We start from the raw sequence: 18,234 nt of genomic DNA on the forward strand, positions 1-18,234 counted from the left end.
ACCCACGACCTGGAGCATGAGTGATGGCAGACGGACAGGATGACGGCGGGACGCTGGAGGTCGCGGTGCTCGCCGGTGGCTGCTTCTGGGGCGTCGAGGAGATCCTGCGTGACGTGCCCGGCATCCGCGAGACGGACGTCGGCTACACCGGAGGCTGGCTGGAGAACCCGACGTACCACGACACGCACGACAGCAAGTCCGGCCATGCCGAGGCCATCCGCGTGACGTTCGATCCGTCGGTGCTCAGCTTCGAGACGCTGCTGGAGCAGTGGTTCTTCCGGTTGCATGATCCGACCACGCTGAACCGGCAGGGCAATGACGTCGGCACGCAGTATCGCTCGGCCATCTTCCCGCAGTCCGACGCGCAGAAGGCAACGGCCGAAGCCGTGATCGCGCGGGTGAACGCGTCGGCCAGGTGGCCACGTCCGGTCACGACGAGCATCGAGCCGGCGTCCACATGGTACTCGGCCGAGGCGTACCACCAGGACTACCTGCGCAAGCATCCCAACGGCTACACCTGTCACTGGCTGCGTGACTGACGCTGTCTGGCGCCGTGGTCCGCTGACCCGATCATCGCGGCGGGCCGTGGCGCATGCCATCGTGCCGCGCGACTGAGCGACGCTCGGCACGCGGCTACATTTCCTGCATGACCCAGCACACCACGCTCCCTGCCCGGCACGTTGCGCCAGCGTCCGTGGCGACCGTGGTCGGCGTGCTCCTTGCGCTCGCCGCCTGCGGGCGGCCCGCCGTCGCCCAGGTGCGGCAGCCCGCCCGGGACACGAAACCCTACGCGCTCTACATCGGCACCTACACGCAGGGGTGGGCCTGCGCTGAGAAGAGCGACTGCACCAGCGCCGGCATCTATCGCGCGGAGTTCGACGCCACGACGGGCGCGCTCGCGGCGCCGGTGCTGGTCGCGACGGCGGTCAACCCGTCGTATGTCACCGTGCACCCGGGCGGTCGCTTCGCCTACGCGGTCAGTGAGGTGGGCGATCACATGGGCCAGGCCACGGGCGCGATCACGGCGTACCGCATCGGGGCCGGTGGCCAGCTCACGGCGATCGGCACGCTGTCGTCGTTCGGCCAGGATCCGTGCCACGTCTCGGTGGACGCGTCGGGCCGGCATCTCTTCGTCGCCAACTATTCCGGCGGCAGCATCGCCAGCTATCGGATCGCAACGAATGGGACGCTCACCGTGGCGTCCACGATCGCGCATGCCGGCTCAGGGCCGCACGCGAACCAGCGGGGGCCGCATGCGCACTGGATTGCCGAGTCGCCCGCCAGGCGGCGCGTGTATGTCGCGGACCTCGGCATCGACCAGGTGCGCGTGTACCGCGTGAACGCCGCGACAGGCGCGCTCACGCTGAACGCCGCGCCGCCGGGCCAGCTGCCCCCCGGCAGCGGGCCGCGCCACATCGCATTCCACCCCTCCAATCGTTACGCGTACGTCAACAACGAACTCGCGTCCACCGTGACCGTGTTCAGGCACGCCGCGGCCACCGGTGCGCTCTCGCCGGTGCAGACGCTGCGCACGGTGCCGGAGGGATTCACCGGTGAGAACAACACGGCGGAGATCCAGGCGAGCGCGGACGGCCGCTTCGTGTACGTCGCCAACCGCGGCCACAACAGCATCGCGGTCTTCGCGGTCGACGCCACGTCCGGCCGGCTCACCCTGCTCGATGTCACCCCCTCGCTCGGTGACTGGCCACGCGACTTCAAGCTCGATCCCACCGGCGGGTTCCTGCTCGTGGAGCACCAGAAGTCGGACAACATCGTCGTCTTCCGCATCGATCGCGCGACAGGCCGGCTCACGCCCACGGGGCATGAGTTGCGCGTGTCGAAGCCGGTGAGCATCGCCTGGATGCCGGTTGCCGGGCGATGACGTGATCTGTCATCGCGCGACGTCGCGATGCGCGAGTGACGACACACTGCTGCCCGTTGTTCAGGCCTGGACAGCCTCGGATCGCAGGATCCCGATCAGGCGTGGCAGCGTGACGGCCGTGATTGTGTCGTCCAGCGGGAAGTCGTGCGTGCCGGGATGGACCACGTAGAGATGGTCGAGCGTGAGGTCCGCGAGCGCCGTGCGCATGGACTTCGTGGTGCCCGGCTGGTCCGAGTACTTGAACTCGACGCCAAGCCGGCGGCCAGCGTGGTGCAGGAGCAGGTCGAGCTCTGCGCCGCCGTGGGTGCCCCAGAAATACGCATCCCGGTCACCGCACACCGCGAGAATCTGCTGCAGGCAGAAGCCTTCCCATGACGCGCCCACTTTCGGGTGCGACTGCAGCCCCGGCGCGTCGGGAATGCCGAGCAGCGCATGGAGCAATCCGGAGTCGCGCACGTAGACCTTTGGCGACCGTACCTGGCGCTTCCTGAGGTTCTCGAACCACGGTGGCAGCTGGCGCACGACGAAGGTGCCGCAGAGGATGTCCAGATAGCGCCGCGCCGTTGGTTCCGATGATCCCAGCGCGCGCGCCAGCTCCGCCAGGTTGAGCACCTGTCCGTGGTAGTGCGCGATCATCGTCCAGAACCGGCCCAGTGTCGCGGCGGGCACCTGGATGCCGAGCTGCGGGATGTCGCGCTCCAGGAAGGTCCGGCGGAAGTCCTCGAGCCACTGGCGCGCAGCCGCGTCGGAGCTGGCGAGCGTGGAACGCGGGAACCCGCCGCGCCACCAGAGTCGTGGCAACGCGTCGGTGCCAAGTTCCGCCAGCGAGAAGCCCGTGACGTCGATGAACGACACCCGGCCGGCGAGACTCTCGCTGCTGTCCTTCATCAGCGCGGGCGAGGCGCTCCCGAGGATCAGGAAGCGCGCGGGTGTGTCGGGGCGGTCCGCGAGCACCCGCAGCAGCGGGAACAGGTCGGGCCGGCGCTGCATCTCGTCGAGGACGACCAGCCCGGTCAGCGGCCGCAGGACGAGCTCCGGGTTGGCGAGCCGGGCAACGTCCGTCGGCGACTCGAGGTCGAAGACGTGGACCTCGGTGGCGGACTCTTCCGAGAAAGTCCGGGCGAGCGTAGTCTTGCCGGCCTGGCGTGGCCCGACCAGCGACACGATCGGGTTGTCGTGGAGGCGCGCCTTTATGATTCGGAGGTAGGCTTCGCGGCGGATGCTCATTTCCTTGAAATACTAACTGTTATCGTTAGGTTTGCAAGAAAAATAGCCATCCCTTTTGCGGAAAGGCACGAAACCAGCTGCGGCGTCTCACCCGGTGAGTACGGTCCGGATGAGGCCGGCGAGACAGTCACGTCCCCTCGCGGCCGTGACGCACATTCCGCTCTCCTTCACCCACCGGCTCATGAAGCACGCCAAGACGCTCATCGCCCTCGCATTCGCCCTGCTGGCGACGGTCCTTCCCGCCAGGTCCGTCGCGGCGCAGGCGGCGAATGCTCCCACGCTGATGCATGTGGTCTCGTTCAAGTTCAAGGCGTCGGCCACCAAGCCGCAGATCGACTCCGTCGTCGCGGCGTTCGGGGCGCTGCGAACGAAGATCCCCACGATCCGCGAGTTCTCGTGGGGCACGAACGTCAGTCCCGAGAAGCTCAACAAGGGCTTCACGCACGCGTTCGTGCTCCGCTTCGGCAGCGACGCGGATCGTGACGGGTACCTCGTGCATCCGGATCACGTGGCGTTCGGCAGGCTGCTGTCGCCGATCCTCGACGACGTGTTCGTGATCGACTACTGGACGCGGTGATGCCGCAAATCGTGCGGGTCACTTCGTGGCACCGTCGATGTGCAGGAACGCGAACACGGCCTCGAGAAACGCCTTCGGTTGCTGGCGCGGCGATCCGTGACCGGCATTCGGGATGACGACGGTCTGCGCGTGCGGCAGCACCCGGGCCAGTTCGTCGGCGACGTAGATGTCCAGCGCGTGCGTCTGCGCGCCACGCACCACGAGTGCCGGGACCCTCACCCTGGCCACAGCGTCTTTCGCGACATCCGGGTACGGGTCGGTCGCGCGCGTGATGGCCTTGAAGTAGTCGGCGTTCTGCATGATCGAGACCCGCCGTTCCGGCGGCAGAGCGGCGAAGGTGCCTGGGCCGTCGAACGCGTCGAGGAATGCACGAATGGCACCCTCGTCATCGCCGGCAGCGAATGCGCGGGCGGCAGGTACGTGCGTCGCGGCCAGGAAGTCGCGATACAGGCCCGACGCCACTGAATCGTGCGTCGCCCAGCCCAGGATGGGGGCCTCGGCCAGTACGAGCGACCTGACCATGGTCGGGTGCGCCATCGCGAGGGCCAGGGCAGTGAAGGCCCCATACGACGTGCCGACCAGGTGCACGGGGCCGAGGCGCAGTTCCGTGATCAGCGCGGCCAGGTCCTCGGCATCGACGAGCGCGTTGTGGTCGGCCGCGATCGGGTTGTGGTTCGGATAGTGATAGCGGCGACTGTACGAGATCACGCGGAAGTGCGGCGCCAGCGCCTCCATATGCGGGCCCCACGCGCGATAGTCACCCTGGCCGCCGTGCAGCAACACCAACGGGACCCCGTTTCCGCGCTCGATGTAGTGGAGCTCGACGCCCCGCACCATGATCCGGTGTGGCGCTTCGGGTTGTGCGTCCAGCGGCGCGCTGCATGCTAGGGCGAGTCCTGCGCCGACCATCATTCGCCACATGACCGGGTCTGGTGAAGGGTCACATACACGCTCGTGACTTCCCGACGCTTCGTCAAGCGGCGTGCGGCGTCGGCGGCTGGCGAAGCCGACGGACTGGGCCGATCAGCTAGCCGGCTTCAGCCATCCGTGCATCCCCATGCGCGCCACGAAGGCCTCGAACCATCCGGTGCTCGTGGTGGTCTTGGGGTACATGCCGGAGCCGTGGCCGCCCTGCTCGTACAAGTGGAACTCGACCGGCCGCTCCGCGGCACGCCACGCCTCGATCAGTGCGGGCCACGACCGCGCAGGTCCTCCCGTGCCACCAGGGTGATGACGATGGAATCGCCGACGGTCGTCGGAACGCGTTCCTGCGTCTCGAACCCGCAGTAGACGCCGCTGTCGCGCGGCATCTCGCCGATCATCGCCCAGCCGTCGGAGATCTTGCCGTCCCGGAAGATCACGAGCGTCTGGTCACGCTTGTCGCGCGTGTTCAGGATGCGGAGGGTGAGCTCGCCGGACAGGAATGCGCGTCGGTCGAGGAAGGTCCAGTGGAATCGGGTCCCGGCGATCGGGAGCTTGAAGTGGTGCGCTCATGGATACGAACAAGCGGGTGAGACAGCGGGCGAAATCTCTGGTGCTAGACGCGCGGGAACGGCCGCTGGCGCACCTGCTCACCTTTCACAACCGTGATCCGCCCGCTGAGCTCGAGATCCTCACGATCAAGCAATGCCGCCAGCTGCTCCCCGGGTGCGGTCGGTGATGACGGTGCCCCGCGAAACAGGACCAGACCGAGTGGGGGCGCGTCACTGCCGCGAACGATCCTCTCGGCCAGATCGAGATCAAAGCCGAACGTCAGGCGAGCCTCCGCCCGCCCGAGCGCGAGCACGTCTGCGTCGCCAACACCCGGGCTGACTTCCGCGATCCAGAGTACGTCAAAGCCCCGTGCGCGGAGGTAGTCCACCGCCGCTCGCGGGACATTCTCGTCAGCCAGCAACGGGCACGCCGCGCCCGGCGCAGTCACGCCGCGTCGAACCGCAGCGAGTACAACGCCTCGTCATGCAGGATTTCGGCGGAATAGGCAAAGACGGCGCGCAGCGCGTCAGCGCTGAGGGACGGGTAATTCTCCAACACCTGCGCCGATGTCCAACCCGCGGCAAAGAGACCGAGGATGAACTCCACGGTCAGCCGCGTGCCCTGCACGAGCGGCTTGCCGCCGGCAATGTCGGCCGTGGTCGTGATATAGGGCTGCCAATTCATCGGGGGGCTCCATGGCGAGGCTCGTGGAAACATACCCCGAAGGTGCGGGCCGAGCGACGCCCTGGTGTGGAGCCCGTGGGAGGCACCTCGGACCCTACGGGTAGAGCTGCACGTCGATCGCTCGCAACCAGTCAGGAAAGGCGCCGCTCACCGCGACGCCCGTTGTGCCCGCCTACCCGCCCCCGCGCGCACCACCAGCTCATCAACGAACACCCACGCCGCCCCGCCCGCACCGGGATGCTCCGCCGGCAGTGTCGCGCCACGCGCCACCACCCGGAGATGCCGGGCATCCATCGCACTCGGCGCCTGCGCCACGAACGCCCGCGTGAACGCCCCCTCCCGCGCCACCGGCACCTGATGCGTGAGCACCACCGGCTCACTCCATGTGCTGCCATCCGCCGACCACGACACCGTCACCTCGCGCGGCAGCAGGATCCAGCTGCGCACGTTCTGCAGGAACCGCGCATCCAGCGTCGCCCCACGCACCGGCTCAGGCAACGCCACCTCGAACGAGACCTCGGGCTTCTCCCACCCCTGCCAGATGCCATCCGCGTGCTCGGTGCTGCCCAGCAGGCCGTCCGTGAGGCTGCGGCCGCCGGTGCCGGGATACCGCGCATCAGCCGCCGGCACGCTGCGCACACTGGCCCCGACTGCGCGATGCTGCACCCCCTGCACGCGCCGCTCCTCGCGCACCGGTGAGCTGCCCAGGAACGCCTGCAGTCGCGTGAGCCCCGTCGGGCGCAGCAGCGCGCCGTCACGCAGCACCGGTGACCGCGCCGATGGCGGCGAGCCATTGGTGGAGGCGCGCATCACGAGGCCGTCCGCCAGCACGGGAAGGCGCAGCTGCGCCCGTCCGCTCACGGTGTCATACGTGATCCGCATCGACACCAGCGGCGAGGCATCGGGACCGATGGCGTACCCGGCCCGCGACAGCGACGGCGCGTGCACTGTGGCCACTCGCTGCGCGAAGGCCGCCTGGTCACCCCCCGGACCACTCCACAGCAACTCGGCGAACGCGAGGAGCCGCGGCAGCGCCATCAGCTCCACGTTTGCACCGCTGGTGATGTGCTCGCTCCACAACGGTGCCTCGCCGCCGAGGATGCGTGCCCGCTGCTCGTCGCGCAGGCCGGCGGGCACGGGGTTGAAGGCGTACACATCCCGCAGCGTCAGCTCGCCCGCCGAGCGATTGAGGTAGGTGAAGTCGCTGGGGGAGGCGATCACGTCGAAGCCGCGCGTGACCGCGGCGCGCGTGAAGGCGGTGTCGCGCCACGACTGCACCACGCCGCCAGGCACGTAGCTCCCATCGAGCACCTCGTCCCATCCGATGATGCGACGGCCGCGTTTCGCCACGTGGTCTGCGATGCGGCGCAGGAACCAGCTCTGCAGCTCCTCTTCGTTGGCCAGTCCTTCGCGCTGCATCACCGCCTGGCAGGCGGCACAGGCCTTCCAGCGCTCCTTGGGTGCCTCGTCGCCACCGATGTGGATGTACGGGGAGGGGAAGAGCGCGATCACCTCGTCCAGCACGTTGAAGAGGAAGGTGAAGGTCTCCGGCTTGCCCACGCAGTACACGTCGGCGAACACGCCCCAGGTATGCGGCACCTGGATGGTGTCGTTGGTGCAGCCCAGCGAGGGGTAGGAGGCGATGGCTGCCGAGGAGTGGCCCGGGATCTCGATCTCCGGCACGACGGTGATGCCGCGCGCAGTCGCATAGCGCACCACATGCCGGATCTGCGCCTGGGTGTAGTACCCGCCGGAGCGCGAGCCATCGGCTTCGCGCCGCCATGCGCCGATGCGGGTCAGGTTGGGGTAGCGCTTGATCTCGATGCGCCACCCCTGGTCCTCGGTCAGGTGCCAGTGGAGGACGTTCATCTTGTAGCGCGCGAGCAGGTCGATGTGTCGCTCGATGTCGCGCACGGGGAAGAAGTGGCGGCCGGCGTCGATCATGGAGCCACGCCAGGGGAAGGCGGGGGCGTCGGTGATGCGGGTGGCGGCGACCTGCCACCGACCGCGGCGTTCAGCGGATTCGAGGAGTTGCAACAGCGTCTCCAACCCCCATCGTGCGCCGGCCACACCGGCACCGCGGACCAGCACCCGCTGGCTGTCCACGGCCAGCTCGTACGCCTCGGCGGTTCGGTGGACGAGGCCCGTGTCCAGCGTGATGTAGCGTGCATCGCGGGCTTGCGGCGGGCTGGCGGTGACGCGTACCGCGACGCCTGACTTGGTCCGGAGTCGGGCCGCGAATTGCGCAGCCAGCGCGCGCAGTGTCGGCGCGTTGGATGGCACGACGAGGGCCACGGACGGCGGCAGGACGAAGGGCGGTTGACCGCGGGCTGGCTCCGCCTGAGATGCGCGCGGCAGAAGCGCGTCAGCGCCGCGTGGCGCCGGTTGTGCGGGGAGCGCGCCGGCCAGCGCGATCAGGAATGCGGCAAGGCGGGCGAGTGCCGTTCGTGTCCTCCCACGGTGGCGGAACGCGATCATCTCGGAAGCTGTGTCGCGGACAAATCCCGACTGATCGGCGCGAGCCGATCGAATGCAACAACGGTTGCATCTTCTCCGCCGCGAGGTGGCGGAGAAAGGTTGCGTCGACAATGACAACGCCCTCCTCAGAAGCACTCAATGAAAAAACCGGATTGCCAGCCGAGGCTTAACGCCAGCATTGACTGCAGAGCACCCGCACCGCAAAGACTGCACCGAGTGCAATGTCGTGTGCTCTGCCGTCGCATGCAGGCGTTAGAAGGCCGTTCCGCTCCGAATCAAGCCGCGAGTCGCGCTTCATAAGGTCACGCGGAGCACTCAGATCCGCACGCATGAGAAGTCGACCTCGGCGATTCACCGAAAAACTCGCGGCGCAACCTAAAAGAAGCGGCACCACTCTAGCCCGCAGGTCAGGTAAGCGACTTGTAGAGCACACCGCCGACAACAACCACAAGTGTGGCCCAAGCTTTCGCGACTACTTCCTGTCCATACTTAAACTCCTCAAAGTGCGACCTCCCCTTTTCGCGATCATAGAGGAAGAAGTACTCGAACGCGAACCAAGCCGGTGGAACCATCACCCAGATAACCCAACACCACAGAAGCGCGTGACCTTCCCGCTTCGGCATCACAAGCGTCCAGGTACCTGACTCGTTGAACGCGGCACCCCCTATGATCTTCCACAACAGCCAGACAGTCATCACCAGCAAAGCGAACGCGGCGACCTGCACAAGGAACATCCCAACTTTCACTGTTGGTCCTGACTTATAGAAGTCCGCAGCCTTCTTGGGAGACGACACTGCAGTCCCACTCTTTGGAGGGCCATCAGTGTCCCTGAGAATCTGCTGTGCACGCATCTCACGTCTTGTCTTGGCCATATTGGTGCCCTCGCCCATTGACGAAGTCAGGTGACGCACTAACTGATTCGGAACCCGCGCCAACTGTTCAAATATTCACTTCGCAGCGGTCTAATACCAAGCATAGTCTGCGGTGTGCGCGCCTGAAGATTCTCGTACGTACCGAGACTTCTGGTTCTCCGTCAGGCTCGTGTCCTTGTTAGACGTGCGAATTCACAGGCTTAGCGCAAGACCGATCCAGCAAAGCCAGATGACATAGGGTGCGCCTGGCTTCCAACCTCCGCCGAGAGAAAGGTTGCCGGGGGATTCGGTGACAGTGCACTCATCGCGTTGAAGCGATGATGCCGATGGGTTTCGGGCCAGTGTGAACCGCAAGACGGGACAGAATGGGCGGCGGTGGATGGAAGAGCCGGATCAGTCGTGCGGCCTAGGCACCCTGATTCCCGACTCCCGTGCGCGATCGCCTTTGTGACAGCCGAGTGAATCCGAATCATCGTATTCGCTCAATGAGTCCACTGTCACCGAAACTCGACGGCACCGCACGAAAATATCCTGCGATCATTTGCCTAAACGCGTCGATGCCGCGCCCCTTGTCGGTCAGCGAGTCGCCAGACACGCTCATCCACACCACATCGCTCGCGACGATCCTCATCATGGCGTCCAGATCTTTGGCATTGAACGCTGCCACGTACTCACGTACCACCGAGATCGGCGTGGTGTCGTGCGGGGTGGTCACGGCACGCTGCGCGCCTGCGGACGTGGTACGGCCGAGAAGCAGGAGTCCAAGCAGAATGAGGCGGCGGCGCCGGAGCGTTTCCCTGAGACAACGCATGCTGTGCAGCGCGACACCGCTCGCCAGCACTACGATTTTGCCACTCGCTTCGATTCCTGTACTCGATACGCCAACAGGCTGAGTAGAGAGATGTACTCCAGTGCTCGCTGCTCAGAGCCTTCCGGAAACGAGTGGCCGCCCGGATTTCGAATTGCCATAACGGCGCCTTCGAAGAGATGCATCATGCCCTCCTGTTCATCAGCGTCGGTTTGATCCGCAAGTGCGTTGAATGAGAGGATTGGTGCATTCTTTGAGAATACAGTTCTGACAAGACCAGTGCCATCAAGGTCATGTCTTCCAGACCGGTCCTTCACGTAGTTAATGAGGGCCTTCGATGCTGCGAACACGGCTTCCGAATGATAGCCGTCCACAAAGAGATCGCTCGCAACATCTGATATTCGCGGATGCAGGTTGAGTTTCGAGAAGTAGCTCGACGGCGTTGGCGGGCCATCGCCTATATCTTCAGCTTTCTCACGAAGCCGATTGATCAAGCCATTGAGCACGCCGTTTACTGAGGTGCGTCCACGATCGGTCGACGTAATGATTTCGTAGTCGTTCATGTTGATGTACATCGGTCCAGCCCAGAGACGAATATGCTTGTGCTCTTCGAACTCTGGAGAAGCCTGGCCAAAGACTTCGCGGATCGTCTCTCGAATGTTGCTGATAACGACATCGTCCGCTCCACTGTGTCCGAGTATCGCGGACCGTATGTCGAGCTGCTCGAGTTCCTCAATTCGTCGTTCAAGCTTGGCGATTGCTCGCTGAATCTCGTAACGTGAGGCGAAGATTCGCACCTCGATCATTGGCTCCGGAGGGACTTTTCGCGGCATCGAATATCTGGTGACGGTCTGTCTCTGGCGATGGCAAAGACTGCTGGCAAGCGCCAGAGTTCAGCTGCGGAGCGGCCCACGTGGAGCGCGCATTGTGAATGGAGGCTGGGCCGCTCCGTCAGCGGCAACGATTCGTTAGACAGCGTGCTGCGCTGACGCCGCGGTCTTACCCACCCGCGCCGCCGAGCACGGGTCAGATCGAAGTCACCCGTCGATCGCCGTTCGATTCGATCGCTCCCGTGTGCTCGCTTTAAGTGCTGGACGGTACAGATAGGTAATGGAGAACGTGCTGAACGTAATGCGGCGCAACACGCCCGCTTCGACAAGCAGTTCGATCGCTGCCTCCACTTCAGACGAGCCGGATGGTGCGAGCCCGAGGGCGTCGGCGAGATGCGGAATCGAGTCGAATGCGGCGGTTCCACCCCTCAGGCGGTCGAGGTACGGACGTGCGCTCGGGAACTCGGCCAAGACCGTATCATCGAGACGCTTTCGGGATAGCTCGCCGAAGGAGCTAACGATCGAGTCAGCCGAGAGAATCGTGTCGGTAGGCACACCGCTAGGATTCGTCCTCTGCAGCTCAATGTTCTTTCTCGTCGCGAGCGACAACAGCGTTATGTAGTTCCGTGGATTGAAGGCGCCGGTCCCGTCCATCGTCGCTTTGGCAATCCAAACGTGGCTGCGCTCCGTTTGGATGGTAGCAGGCGAAAGCGCATTCCAGACCTGATTGGGGTCGCTCGTGTCGACCTTTAGCAGGTTCAACTTCTGCCGTACAGCCAAACTCGCTGTCATCCTTCGCGATACAAGCGCCACGATGCTTCGAGCATTCCAGACAATGTTCAAGTCACGTAAATGAGTCACGTTCGTAAAGCCCGCGACTTTCGTTACGCGATCATAGATGTCGGTACGGATGAATATCTTACATCTGATGTCCGTTTGCCCTTGCCTCAGCGCGCAGATGTTGAGGTGGGCACGAAGCAATGCGCGTAAACTATGGATCTCGTTCGCCGAGCTCTTCTGAAAGAGCTCATCCAGGCGGTCGATCAACACCCACAGTTTCGTTCGGCCAGCTCGCAAGACGCCGATGCAGATATCCACAAGCCTCAGAACGTGCTCTTCGGATAGGAGAAGCTTGTCAACCTTCTCGCTCAGGTCGAGCGAAAAGTTCAATGTGGGGAGCCCGTCAGGGGTCATTCCAAGTCCGAACCCTACCGACCTCATTCTTCGAATGCTGTCCATCAGGCCCTGCTTCGAAGGCTCCTTGGCGAGACCGGTTGCTTTGAGGAAGTCGGCGATCTCGCGCAATTGAGCCTTGTTCTCCGAATGCTCCTGAACGTTCGCCAAGACCTCGTTCGCTATGACAGACGCAAGATAGGCAGTCCATAGGAGCCTAAATTGATCTTCTGTGGTAGCGGCGGCTTTGGTAGCGCGAAACACGTCGGACGCGGTGGCCTCCGAAGCGGATACGATCAGCGTTCTGGGCGGCGTGTACCTTCCGGAAAGGAGCGTGCGGTACATAGCAGTCTTACCAAGGCCCTTATGCCCTCGAATCACATCGACTGTACCAGCGAGGACCGTCGAGAAGTCCGAGGTCTCGACGAAGTAGTCGTCTAGCCCTGCGTCGTTCTCCGCGACATCCGCTCCGAAGTTCAGTAACCTCAGGATCTCCTGATGCTCTTTCATTCTCTCGCTCCTGAGGAGTTCGGACGTGAAGGGCAAGCTGCGCAAGTGTCTCGAGTGTGCCAATAGGCTGTTCGCTAATTGGCCCGACCTCGCTCAGCACCCGCGCGTGTTAGGCCGGACCGTTACCTGAACCTGCCGCCACGCGCCGTCGGCGCGCAAGTAGCAGTGTGTGTTTATTGCCCGAGCGTCGCCCGACCTCGGACCGCGCTATGGCACGGTCTGCCTAACGCGCCTGGCCAAACGCCTCGACTGCGCGTCGCTCCGTGCAACCGGCCCCACCCGCGCCGCCAGTACCGCACTCCGGACCGCGCCGCGCGACCAGACACGGCCGCTTTACGCCTCTTCGGGTAGCAACTCGCCATCGTCGAGCACCACCGGCACCACCCCATCCGGCGCAGCTTCCGCCCGCGGCACATACACCGGCTCCTCCCGCCACGCCCCCGCCTCCAACAACGCCACCAACGTCCCCGCCAGCTCATCCCGCCCGATGCCGTCATGCGCACTGAACGGAATCACCTGATCCTCATCCAGCCCCGCCTCCGCGCATAGCTCGCGAATCCGCTTCGACCGCGCCTGCACCCCAAGCTTGTCCACCTTGGTCAGCGCAATCAGCGTTGGCACCCCAATCTCCCCTAGCGCCTCGAGCATCAGCCGGTCATCCGCCGTCGGATCATGCCGCACGTCCAGCAGCAACACCACGCCACGCAAGTACGGCGACGAGTGCAAATAGCTCGAAATCAACGGCTTCCACGCCGCCTTCCGATCCTTGCTGATCTTCGCGTACCCGTACCCCGGCAGATCCACCAGCATGAACGTCTCGTTCACGCGAAAGAAATTCAGCTCGCGCGTCCGTCCAGGCGTCTTGCTCACCCGTGCAAACGCCTTCCGCTTCACCAGCGCGTTGAGCAGCGAACTCTTGCCCACGTTCGACCGCCCCGCGAACGCGATCTCCGGCAGCTGCGGCTCAGGACGCCAGCCGTCCACCGTCGCCATCGGCCCCGCGAACGTCAGCGAGCGGATCACCAGCGGGTCAGCCGCCGTCGCCGGCGTCGCGGGCGGGGTGGCCGGCACTTCTTGGTCAGTCACGCAATCTCAGTGGGGGTGCACCGGCGCACGGCGCCCGCCGCGCTCGCGGCGGGCGGGGACGGCGGCCTTCGGGACGGGCAGCGGCCCCGGCAGTGGCGTGGCAGGGACCACCACCGTCGGTGCCACACTCGGCGTGCGCAGCCCCAGCGAGAGCACCTCGTCCATGCTGCCGACCGCGTGGAATGTGATCGCGTCACGCACCTCCTGCGGCACGTCGTCCAGGTCGCGCATGTTGGCCTTCGGCAGCAGCACGTGGCTCACACCGGCACGGTGTGCCCCCACCGCCTTCTCCTTCACGCCGCCGATCGGCAGCACACGGCCGCGCAGCGTGATCTCGCCGGTCATCGCCACGTCACCGCGCACCGGCACGCCCGTGAGCGCACTCACCACCGCCGTCGCGATCGCGATGCCGGCGCTGGGGCCGTCCTTCGGCGTCGCACCGGCGGGAATGTGGACGTGGATGTCCTTCGTCTTGTAGAAGTCCGGGGCGATGCCGAGCTGCACCGCGCGCTGCCGCGCATAGCTCATGGCCGCACTGGCCGACTCCTTCATCACGTCGCCCAGCGTGCCGGTGAGCTGCAGGCGGCCGCGCCCGTCCACCACGCTGACCTCGATCTCCAGCGTCTCGCCGCCCACGGTGGTGTACGCCAGGCCCGTCGCCACGCCGACCTTGTCGTCCAGCGACGTGTCATCGGGATCGAACTGCATCGCGCCGAGCAGCGCCTTGAGCTCCGCCGTGCGCACCACCAGCGGGGACGGCGCCTTGCGCGACACCGGCGCCTCGGCGCGCTGCCGCGCGAGCTTGCGCGCCACCCGGGCCAGCCGCCGCTCCAGGTCGCGCACGCCGGCCTCGCGGGTCCAGCCGCGGCAGATCGTGCGCAGCGCGTCGTCCTCCCACGTCACCGAGGCGGGGTCGATGCCCACCGCCAGGAGCGTGCGCGGCACGAGGTACTGCCGGGCGATCGCCAGCTTCTCCTGGTCCAGGTACCCCGTGAGCCGGATGATCTCCATGCGGTCACGCAGCGGCTCGGGAATGCCGCTCAACGAGTTCGCCGTGGTCACGAACAGCACCTGGCTCAGGTCGTAATCGAGCTCGAGGTAGTGGTCGTTGAAGGCGGTGTTCTGCTCGGGATCCAGCACCTCCAGCAACGCCGCCGAGGGATCGCCGCGCCAGTCGGCACCGAGCTTGTCCACCTCGTCCAGCAGGATCACCGGGTTCACACTTTCCGCGCGACGCATGGCCTGGATGATCCGGCCCGGCATCGCGCCGATGTAGGTGCGACGATGGCCGCGGATCTCCGCCTCGTCGCGCACGCCGCCGAGCGACATGCGCACGAACTTGCGACCCAGCGCACCGGCGATCGAGCGCGCCAGCGACGTCTTGCCGACGCCCGGCGGGCCGACGAGGCAGAGGATCGGGCCGTCGAGCCGGCCGACCTGCTTCAGCACCGCGATGTAGTCCAGGATGCGGTCCTTCACGTCCTCGAGCCCGTAGTGGTCCTCATCCAGCACCTGGCGTGCACGCGCCACGTCGAGCGTGTCCTCGGTGCGCGTGTGCCACGGCAGCGCCAGCACCCAGTCGAGGAAGGTGCGGCTCACGGTCGCTTCGGGGCTCAGCGGCGCCATCTTCCGGAGCTTGCGCACCTCGCGCCGGGCGCGTGTGAGCACGGCCTCGGGGAGCTGTGCGGCGACGAGCTGCTGCTCCAGCTCGTGCACCTCGTCACCGTCCTCGTTGCCGAGTTCGCGGTGGATGGCGCGGAGCTGCTCCTGCAGGTAGAACTCGCGCTGGTTCTGGAACAGCGCGCCGCGCACGTCGTCCTCGATCTTCCGCTCCAGGCGCAACAGCTCCACCTCGCCTGCGAGTGTCATCGCGAGCGCGTCGTAGAGCATGCCGAGCGTGGGGGCATCGAGCAGTCTTTGACGCACATCGAGCTTGACGCTCAGGTGCGCGGCCATGAGGCAGGCCTGCTGCTCGTGCGACTCGGCGCCGCCCACCAGGCGCACCACCTCGTCGGGCAGGCGCCGATGCAGCGCGACGTACTCCTCGAAGGTGGCGACGGCGCGGCGGGCCTGGCGCTCCTCGTCCTCGCTCATCGGCGCGGCATCGAGCGGGAAGGGCTGCACGTTGGCACGCAGGTGCGAGCCCGACATGGCGTAGCGCGTGACGCGGGCCCGGGCGAGCGATTCCACCAGCACGCGGGTGGTGCCGTTCTGGAGCCGCGAGATCTGCAGGATGCGCGCGAGGACCCCGACGCGATACAGGTCGGTGCTGCCGGGCTCCTCGGTGTCGGCATGCTTCTGCGCGACGAGGAGCACCAGCGAGTCGTCGGCGGCAGCCGTGTCGAGGGCGGCGAGGCTGGCGGCGCGGCCGACCAGCAGGGGCATGACGACGTGGGGGAAGATGACGACGTCGCGCAGCGGCACCACGGGCAACCGCTCCGGCGTCTCGATCCGCTCCCCCTCGCGCCGGAAGACCGGGCTCAGGGCTACGCTTCCTTCTTGCGGCGGGCGGGTGAGATCTCGAGCAGCGGTTGTGCCCGGCTGGTCACGCAGCTCTCGATCACGCGGACTTCGGTCACGTCCTCGCGACTCGGCAGGTCGAACATGACGTCGGTCAGGATCTCCTCGAGGATGGCGCGCAGGCCGCGGGCGCCGGTGCCGCGCTTGAGCGCCTTGCCGGCCACGGCACGGAGGGCGTTGTCCTCGAAGTCGAGCTTCACTTCCTCGAGGGCGAACAGCTTCTGGTACTGCTTCACCAGCGCGTTCTTCGGCTCGCGGAGGATCTGCACCAGGGCATCCTCGTCCAGCGACTCGAGCGGCACGGCCACCGGCAGGCGGCCCACCAGCTCGGGGATGATGCCGAAGCGCAGCAGGTCGTCCGGCTCGACGTCCGCGAACGGCTCCTTGGCGGTGCGCTCCAGCAGGGCCTTGTCGGCCCCGCCGAACCCGATCCGCTGCTTGCCGACGCGTGCCTCGATGATCTTCTCCAGGCCGTCGAAGGCACCACCGCAGATGAACAGGATGTCCTTCGTGTTGATCTGGATGTACTCCTGCTGCGGGTGCTTGCGGCCACCCTGCGGCGGGACACTGGCGACGGTGCCCTCGAGGATCTTGAGCAGCGCCTGCTGCACCCCCTCGCCGCTCACGTCACGCGTGATGCTCGGGTTCTCGCTCTTGCGGGCGATCTTGTCGATCTCGTCGATGTAGACGATGCCGCGCTCGCACTCCTGCACGTTGAAGTCGCCGGCCTGCAGCAGCCGCACGAGGATGTTCTCGACATCCTCGCCGACGTAGCCGGCCTCGGTCAGCGTGGTGGCGTCGGCGATCGTGAACGGCACGTCGAGGATCTTGGCCAGCGTCTGGGCGAGCAGGGTCTTGCCCACGCCGGTCGGGCCGATCATCAGGATGTTCGACTTCTCGAGCTCGACGTCCTCGTCGCGCGAGGCGCCGAGGTTGATGCGCTTGTAGTGGTTGTACACGGCCACGGAGAGCGCCTTCTTGGCGCGCTCCTGCCCGATGACGTACTGGTCGAGGATGTCCTTGATCTCCTGCGGGGTCGGGACCTGCGTGATCGCTTCCGCGACCTCGCGCTCCTCGTCCTCGGCCAGGATCTCATTGCAGAGCGCGATGCACTCGTTGCAGATGTACACGGACGGGCCGGAGATGAACTTCCGGACTGCGTCCTTGGACTTTCCGCAGAACGAGCAGCGCAGATGCTTGTCGTGCGACATTGCGGACCCGGCAGGAAATACGGCGAGCCCCCCTCGTGGGGGCTCGACCTCGCTTCGAAGCTACAGTGGGGGCAGGGGATCGCAATGCACGGCGACCCGGTGCCCGGCGTTGGAACGGGGCCGCACCACCCGGCGCGGCCCCGTCCCCAGTCTCGGCGGCACACCCGTTTCCGGGAGGCTGCCGGTGCCGCGGTGTCTCAGCCGGCCGAGACGACCGCCGGCTTGCTCTCGGTGGCCAGCTCGCTGCGGCTGGTCACGATGTTGTCGATGATGCCGTAGTCCAGGGCTTCCTGGGCGCTCATGAAGCGGTCGCGATCGGTGTCGCGCTCGATCACTTCCACCGGCTTGCCGGTGTGCTTGGCCATCAGCTCGTTCATCTTGCCCTTCAGGTACAGGATCTCGCGGGCCTGGATCTCGATGTCCGAGGCCGTTCCCCCGCCGCCGTTCTGGCTCGGCTGGTGGATCATGATCCGGCTGTGCGGCAGGGCGGAGCGCTTCCCCTTCCGGCCCGCGCTGAGCATGAACGCCCCCATGCTGGCCGCCATGCCCATGCAGATCGTGTTCACCGGCGCCGACATGAAGTTCATCGTGTCGTAGATCGCGAGGCCGGCCGAGATGCTGCCGCCCGGCGAGTTGATGTACAGCGAGATGTCCCGGTCGGCGTTGTCCGCCTGCAGGAACAGCAGCTGCGCGATGATGACGTTCGCCACGTCGTCGTTGATCGGCGTGCCGAGGAAGATGATCCGGTCCATCAGCAGGCGCGAGAAGACGTCGTACGACCGCTCGCCGCGGCTGGACCGTTCGATCACGTAGGGTGCGTAAATGCTGGCCATGGTTCGGGCTTCCTGCTGAGGTTATGGCACCGGCGGGGACCGGTGAGAACGCCTTCGGCTCTGCGCTGTG

Annotated in this window: 17 protein-coding genes; 3 read left to right on the plus strand and 14 right to left on the minus strand. The window is 65.9% G+C overall.

Annotated elements, in window-relative coordinates; all coding sequences use genetic code 11:
* Positions 1–23 precede the first annotated feature (23 nt).
* Both msrA and IT355_00785 read left to right on the plus strand, forming a co-directional pair.
* Positions 24–539: a peptide-methionine (S)-S-oxide reductase MsrA gene (gene msrA / locus IT355_00780; GenBank protein ID MCC7051767.1), complete on the plus strand. Its 516-nt coding sequence runs from the start codon at positions 24–26 to the stop codon at positions 537–539.
* Between the two features lie 107 nt (positions 540–646).
* Positions 647–1,882, plus strand: a complete 1,236-nt coding sequence (locus IT355_00785; GenBank protein MCC7051768.1) for a lactonase family protein — start codon at positions 647–649, stop codon at positions 1,880–1,882.
* 60 nt (positions 1,883–1,942) lie between these two features.
* On the opposite strand, the gene IT355_00790 is transcribed toward IT355_00785, so the two are convergent.
* Positions 1,943–3,109, minus strand: coding sequence for an ATP-binding protein (locus IT355_00790; protein MCC7051769.1), 1,167 nt, complete (start codon positions 3,107–3,109; stop codon positions 1,943–1,945).
* 145 nt (positions 3,110–3,254) lie between these two features.
* Here IT355_00790 and IT355_00795 point away from each other — a divergent pair, with 145 nt between their 5' ends.
* A complete protein-coding gene (locus IT355_00795) occupies positions 3,255–3,686 on the plus strand; it encodes a Dabb family protein (protein MCC7051770.1) in 432 nt (143 codons plus the stop codon).
* A gap of 18 nt (positions 3,687–3,704) precedes the next feature.
* Here the strand turns inward: IT355_00795 and IT355_00800 are convergent, their stop codons facing one another.
* From IT355_00800 to IT355_00860, 13 genes are all read right to left on the minus strand, one after another.
* Positions 3,705–4,523: an alpha/beta hydrolase gene (locus IT355_00800; GenBank protein ID MCC7051771.1), complete on the minus strand. Its 819-nt coding sequence runs from the start codon at positions 4,521–4,523 to the stop codon at positions 3,705–3,707.
* Positions 4,524–4,870: 347 nt separating this feature from the next.
* Positions 4,871–5,047 (minus strand): hypothetical protein, encoded by a 177-nt coding sequence (locus IT355_00805; protein MCC7051772.1) that lies wholly within the window; start codon positions 5,045–5,047, stop codon positions 4,871–4,873.
* Positions 5,048–5,223: 176 nt separating this feature from the next.
* Entirely contained in the window at positions 5,224–5,547 is a 324-nt protein-coding gene (locus tag IT355_00810; GenBank protein ID MCC7051773.1) for a hypothetical protein, read from the minus strand.
* A 56-nt stretch (positions 5,548–5,603) separates the two neighbouring features.
* Positions 5,604–5,843 (minus strand): DUF433 domain-containing protein, encoded by a 240-nt coding sequence (locus IT355_00815; GenBank protein ID MCC7051774.1) that lies wholly within the window; start codon positions 5,841–5,843, stop codon positions 5,604–5,606.
* Positions 5,844–5,990: 147 nt separating this feature from the next.
* Positions 5,991–8,321 (minus strand): beta-N-acetylhexosaminidase, encoded by a 2,331-nt coding sequence (locus IT355_00820; GenBank protein ID MCC7051775.1) that lies wholly within the window; start codon positions 8,319–8,321, stop codon positions 5,991–5,993.
* A 407-nt stretch (positions 8,322–8,728) separates the two neighbouring features.
* Positions 8,729–9,211: a hypothetical protein gene (locus IT355_00825; protein ID MCC7051776.1), complete on the minus strand. Its 483-nt coding sequence runs from the start codon at positions 9,209–9,211 to the stop codon at positions 8,729–8,731.
* A gap of 451 nt (positions 9,212–9,662) precedes the next feature.
* A complete protein-coding gene (locus IT355_00830; protein MCC7051777.1) occupies positions 9,663–9,908 on the minus strand; it encodes a nuclear transport factor 2 family protein in 246 nt (81 codons plus the stop codon).
* Between the two features lie 125 nt (positions 9,909–10,033).
* Positions 10,034–10,807, minus strand: a complete 774-nt coding sequence (locus tag IT355_00835; protein ID MCC7051778.1) for a TIGR02391 family protein — start codon at positions 10,805–10,807, stop codon at positions 10,034–10,036.
* A gap of 231 nt (positions 10,808–11,038) precedes the next feature.
* On the minus strand, positions 11,039–12,514 hold the full coding sequence (locus IT355_00840) for a hypothetical protein (GenBank protein MCC7051779.1): 1,476 nt from the start codon (positions 12,512–12,514) through the stop codon (positions 11,039–11,041).
* A 333-nt stretch (positions 12,515–12,847) separates the two neighbouring features.
* A complete protein-coding gene (locus IT355_00845; GenBank protein ID MCC7051780.1) occupies positions 12,848–13,600 on the minus strand; it encodes a YihA family ribosome biogenesis GTP-binding protein in 753 nt (250 codons plus the stop codon).
* Positions 13,601–13,606: 6 nt separating this feature from the next.
* Complete coding sequence (gene lon / locus IT355_00850; GenBank protein MCC7051781.1) at positions 13,607–16,027, minus strand: endopeptidase La; 2,421 nt, start codon at positions 16,025–16,027, stop codon at positions 13,607–13,609.
* A 59-nt stretch (positions 16,028–16,086) separates the two neighbouring features.
* Positions 16,087–17,331 (minus strand): ATP-dependent Clp protease ATP-binding subunit ClpX, encoded by a 1,245-nt coding sequence (clpX, locus tag IT355_00855; GenBank protein MCC7051782.1) that lies wholly within the window; start codon positions 17,329–17,331, stop codon positions 16,087–16,089.
* Positions 17,332–17,528: 197 nt separating this feature from the next.
* The gene (locus tag IT355_00860) at positions 17,529–18,164 is read right to left on the minus strand and encodes an ATP-dependent Clp protease proteolytic subunit (protein ID MCC7051783.1); all 636 of its coding nucleotides are present in this window, start codon (positions 18,162–18,164) and stop codon (positions 17,529–17,531) included.
* Positions 18,165–18,234 lie beyond the last annotated feature (70 nt).

It is taken from the genome of Gemmatimonadaceae bacterium (assembly GCA_020851035.1).
Classification (GTDB): Bacteria; Gemmatimonadota; Gemmatimonadetes; order Gemmatimonadales; family Gemmatimonadaceae; genus JACMLX01.

Bases quoted from the DNA above. Each gene is read 5' to 3' on its own strand.
- msrA (MCC7051767.1), top strand. From the start codon at position 24: ATGGCAGACGGACAGGATGACGGCGGGACGCTGGAGGTCGCGGTGCTC.
- IT355_00785 (MCC7051768.1), top strand. From the start codon at position 647: ATGACCCAGCACACCACGCTCCCTGCCCGGCACGTTGCGCCAGCGTCC.
- IT355_00790 (MCC7051769.1), bottom strand. From the start codon at position 3,109: ATGAGCATCCGCCGCGAAGCCTACCTCCGAATCATAAAGGCGCGCCTC.
- IT355_00800 (MCC7051771.1), bottom strand. From the start codon at position 4,523: ATGGTGCGGGGCGTCGAGCTCCACTACATCGAGCGCGGAAACGGGGTC.
- IT355_00815 (MCC7051774.1), bottom strand. From the start codon at position 5,843: ATGAATTGGCAGCCCTATATCACGACCACGGCCGACATTGCCGGCGGC.
- IT355_00820 (MCC7051775.1), bottom strand. From the start codon at position 8,321: ATGATCGCGTTCCGCCACCGTGGGAGGACACGAACGGCACTCGCCCGC.
- IT355_00825 (MCC7051776.1), bottom strand. From the start codon at position 9,211: ATGGGCGAGGGCACCAATATGGCCAAGACAAGACGTGAGATGCGTGCA.
- IT355_00835 (MCC7051778.1), bottom strand. From the start codon at position 10,807: ATGATCGAGGTGCGAATCTTCGCCTCACGTTACGAGATTCAGCGAGCA.
- IT355_00840 (MCC7051779.1), bottom strand. From the start codon at position 12,514: ATGAAAGAGCATCAGGAGATCCTGAGGTTACTGAACTTCGGAGCGGAT.
- clpX (MCC7051782.1), bottom strand. From the start codon at position 17,331: ATGTCGCACGACAAGCATCTGCGCTGCTCGTTCTGCGGAAAGTCCAAG.
- IT355_00860 (MCC7051783.1), bottom strand. From the start codon at position 18,164: ATGGCCAGCATTTACGCACCCTACGTGATCGAACGGTCCAGCCGCGGC.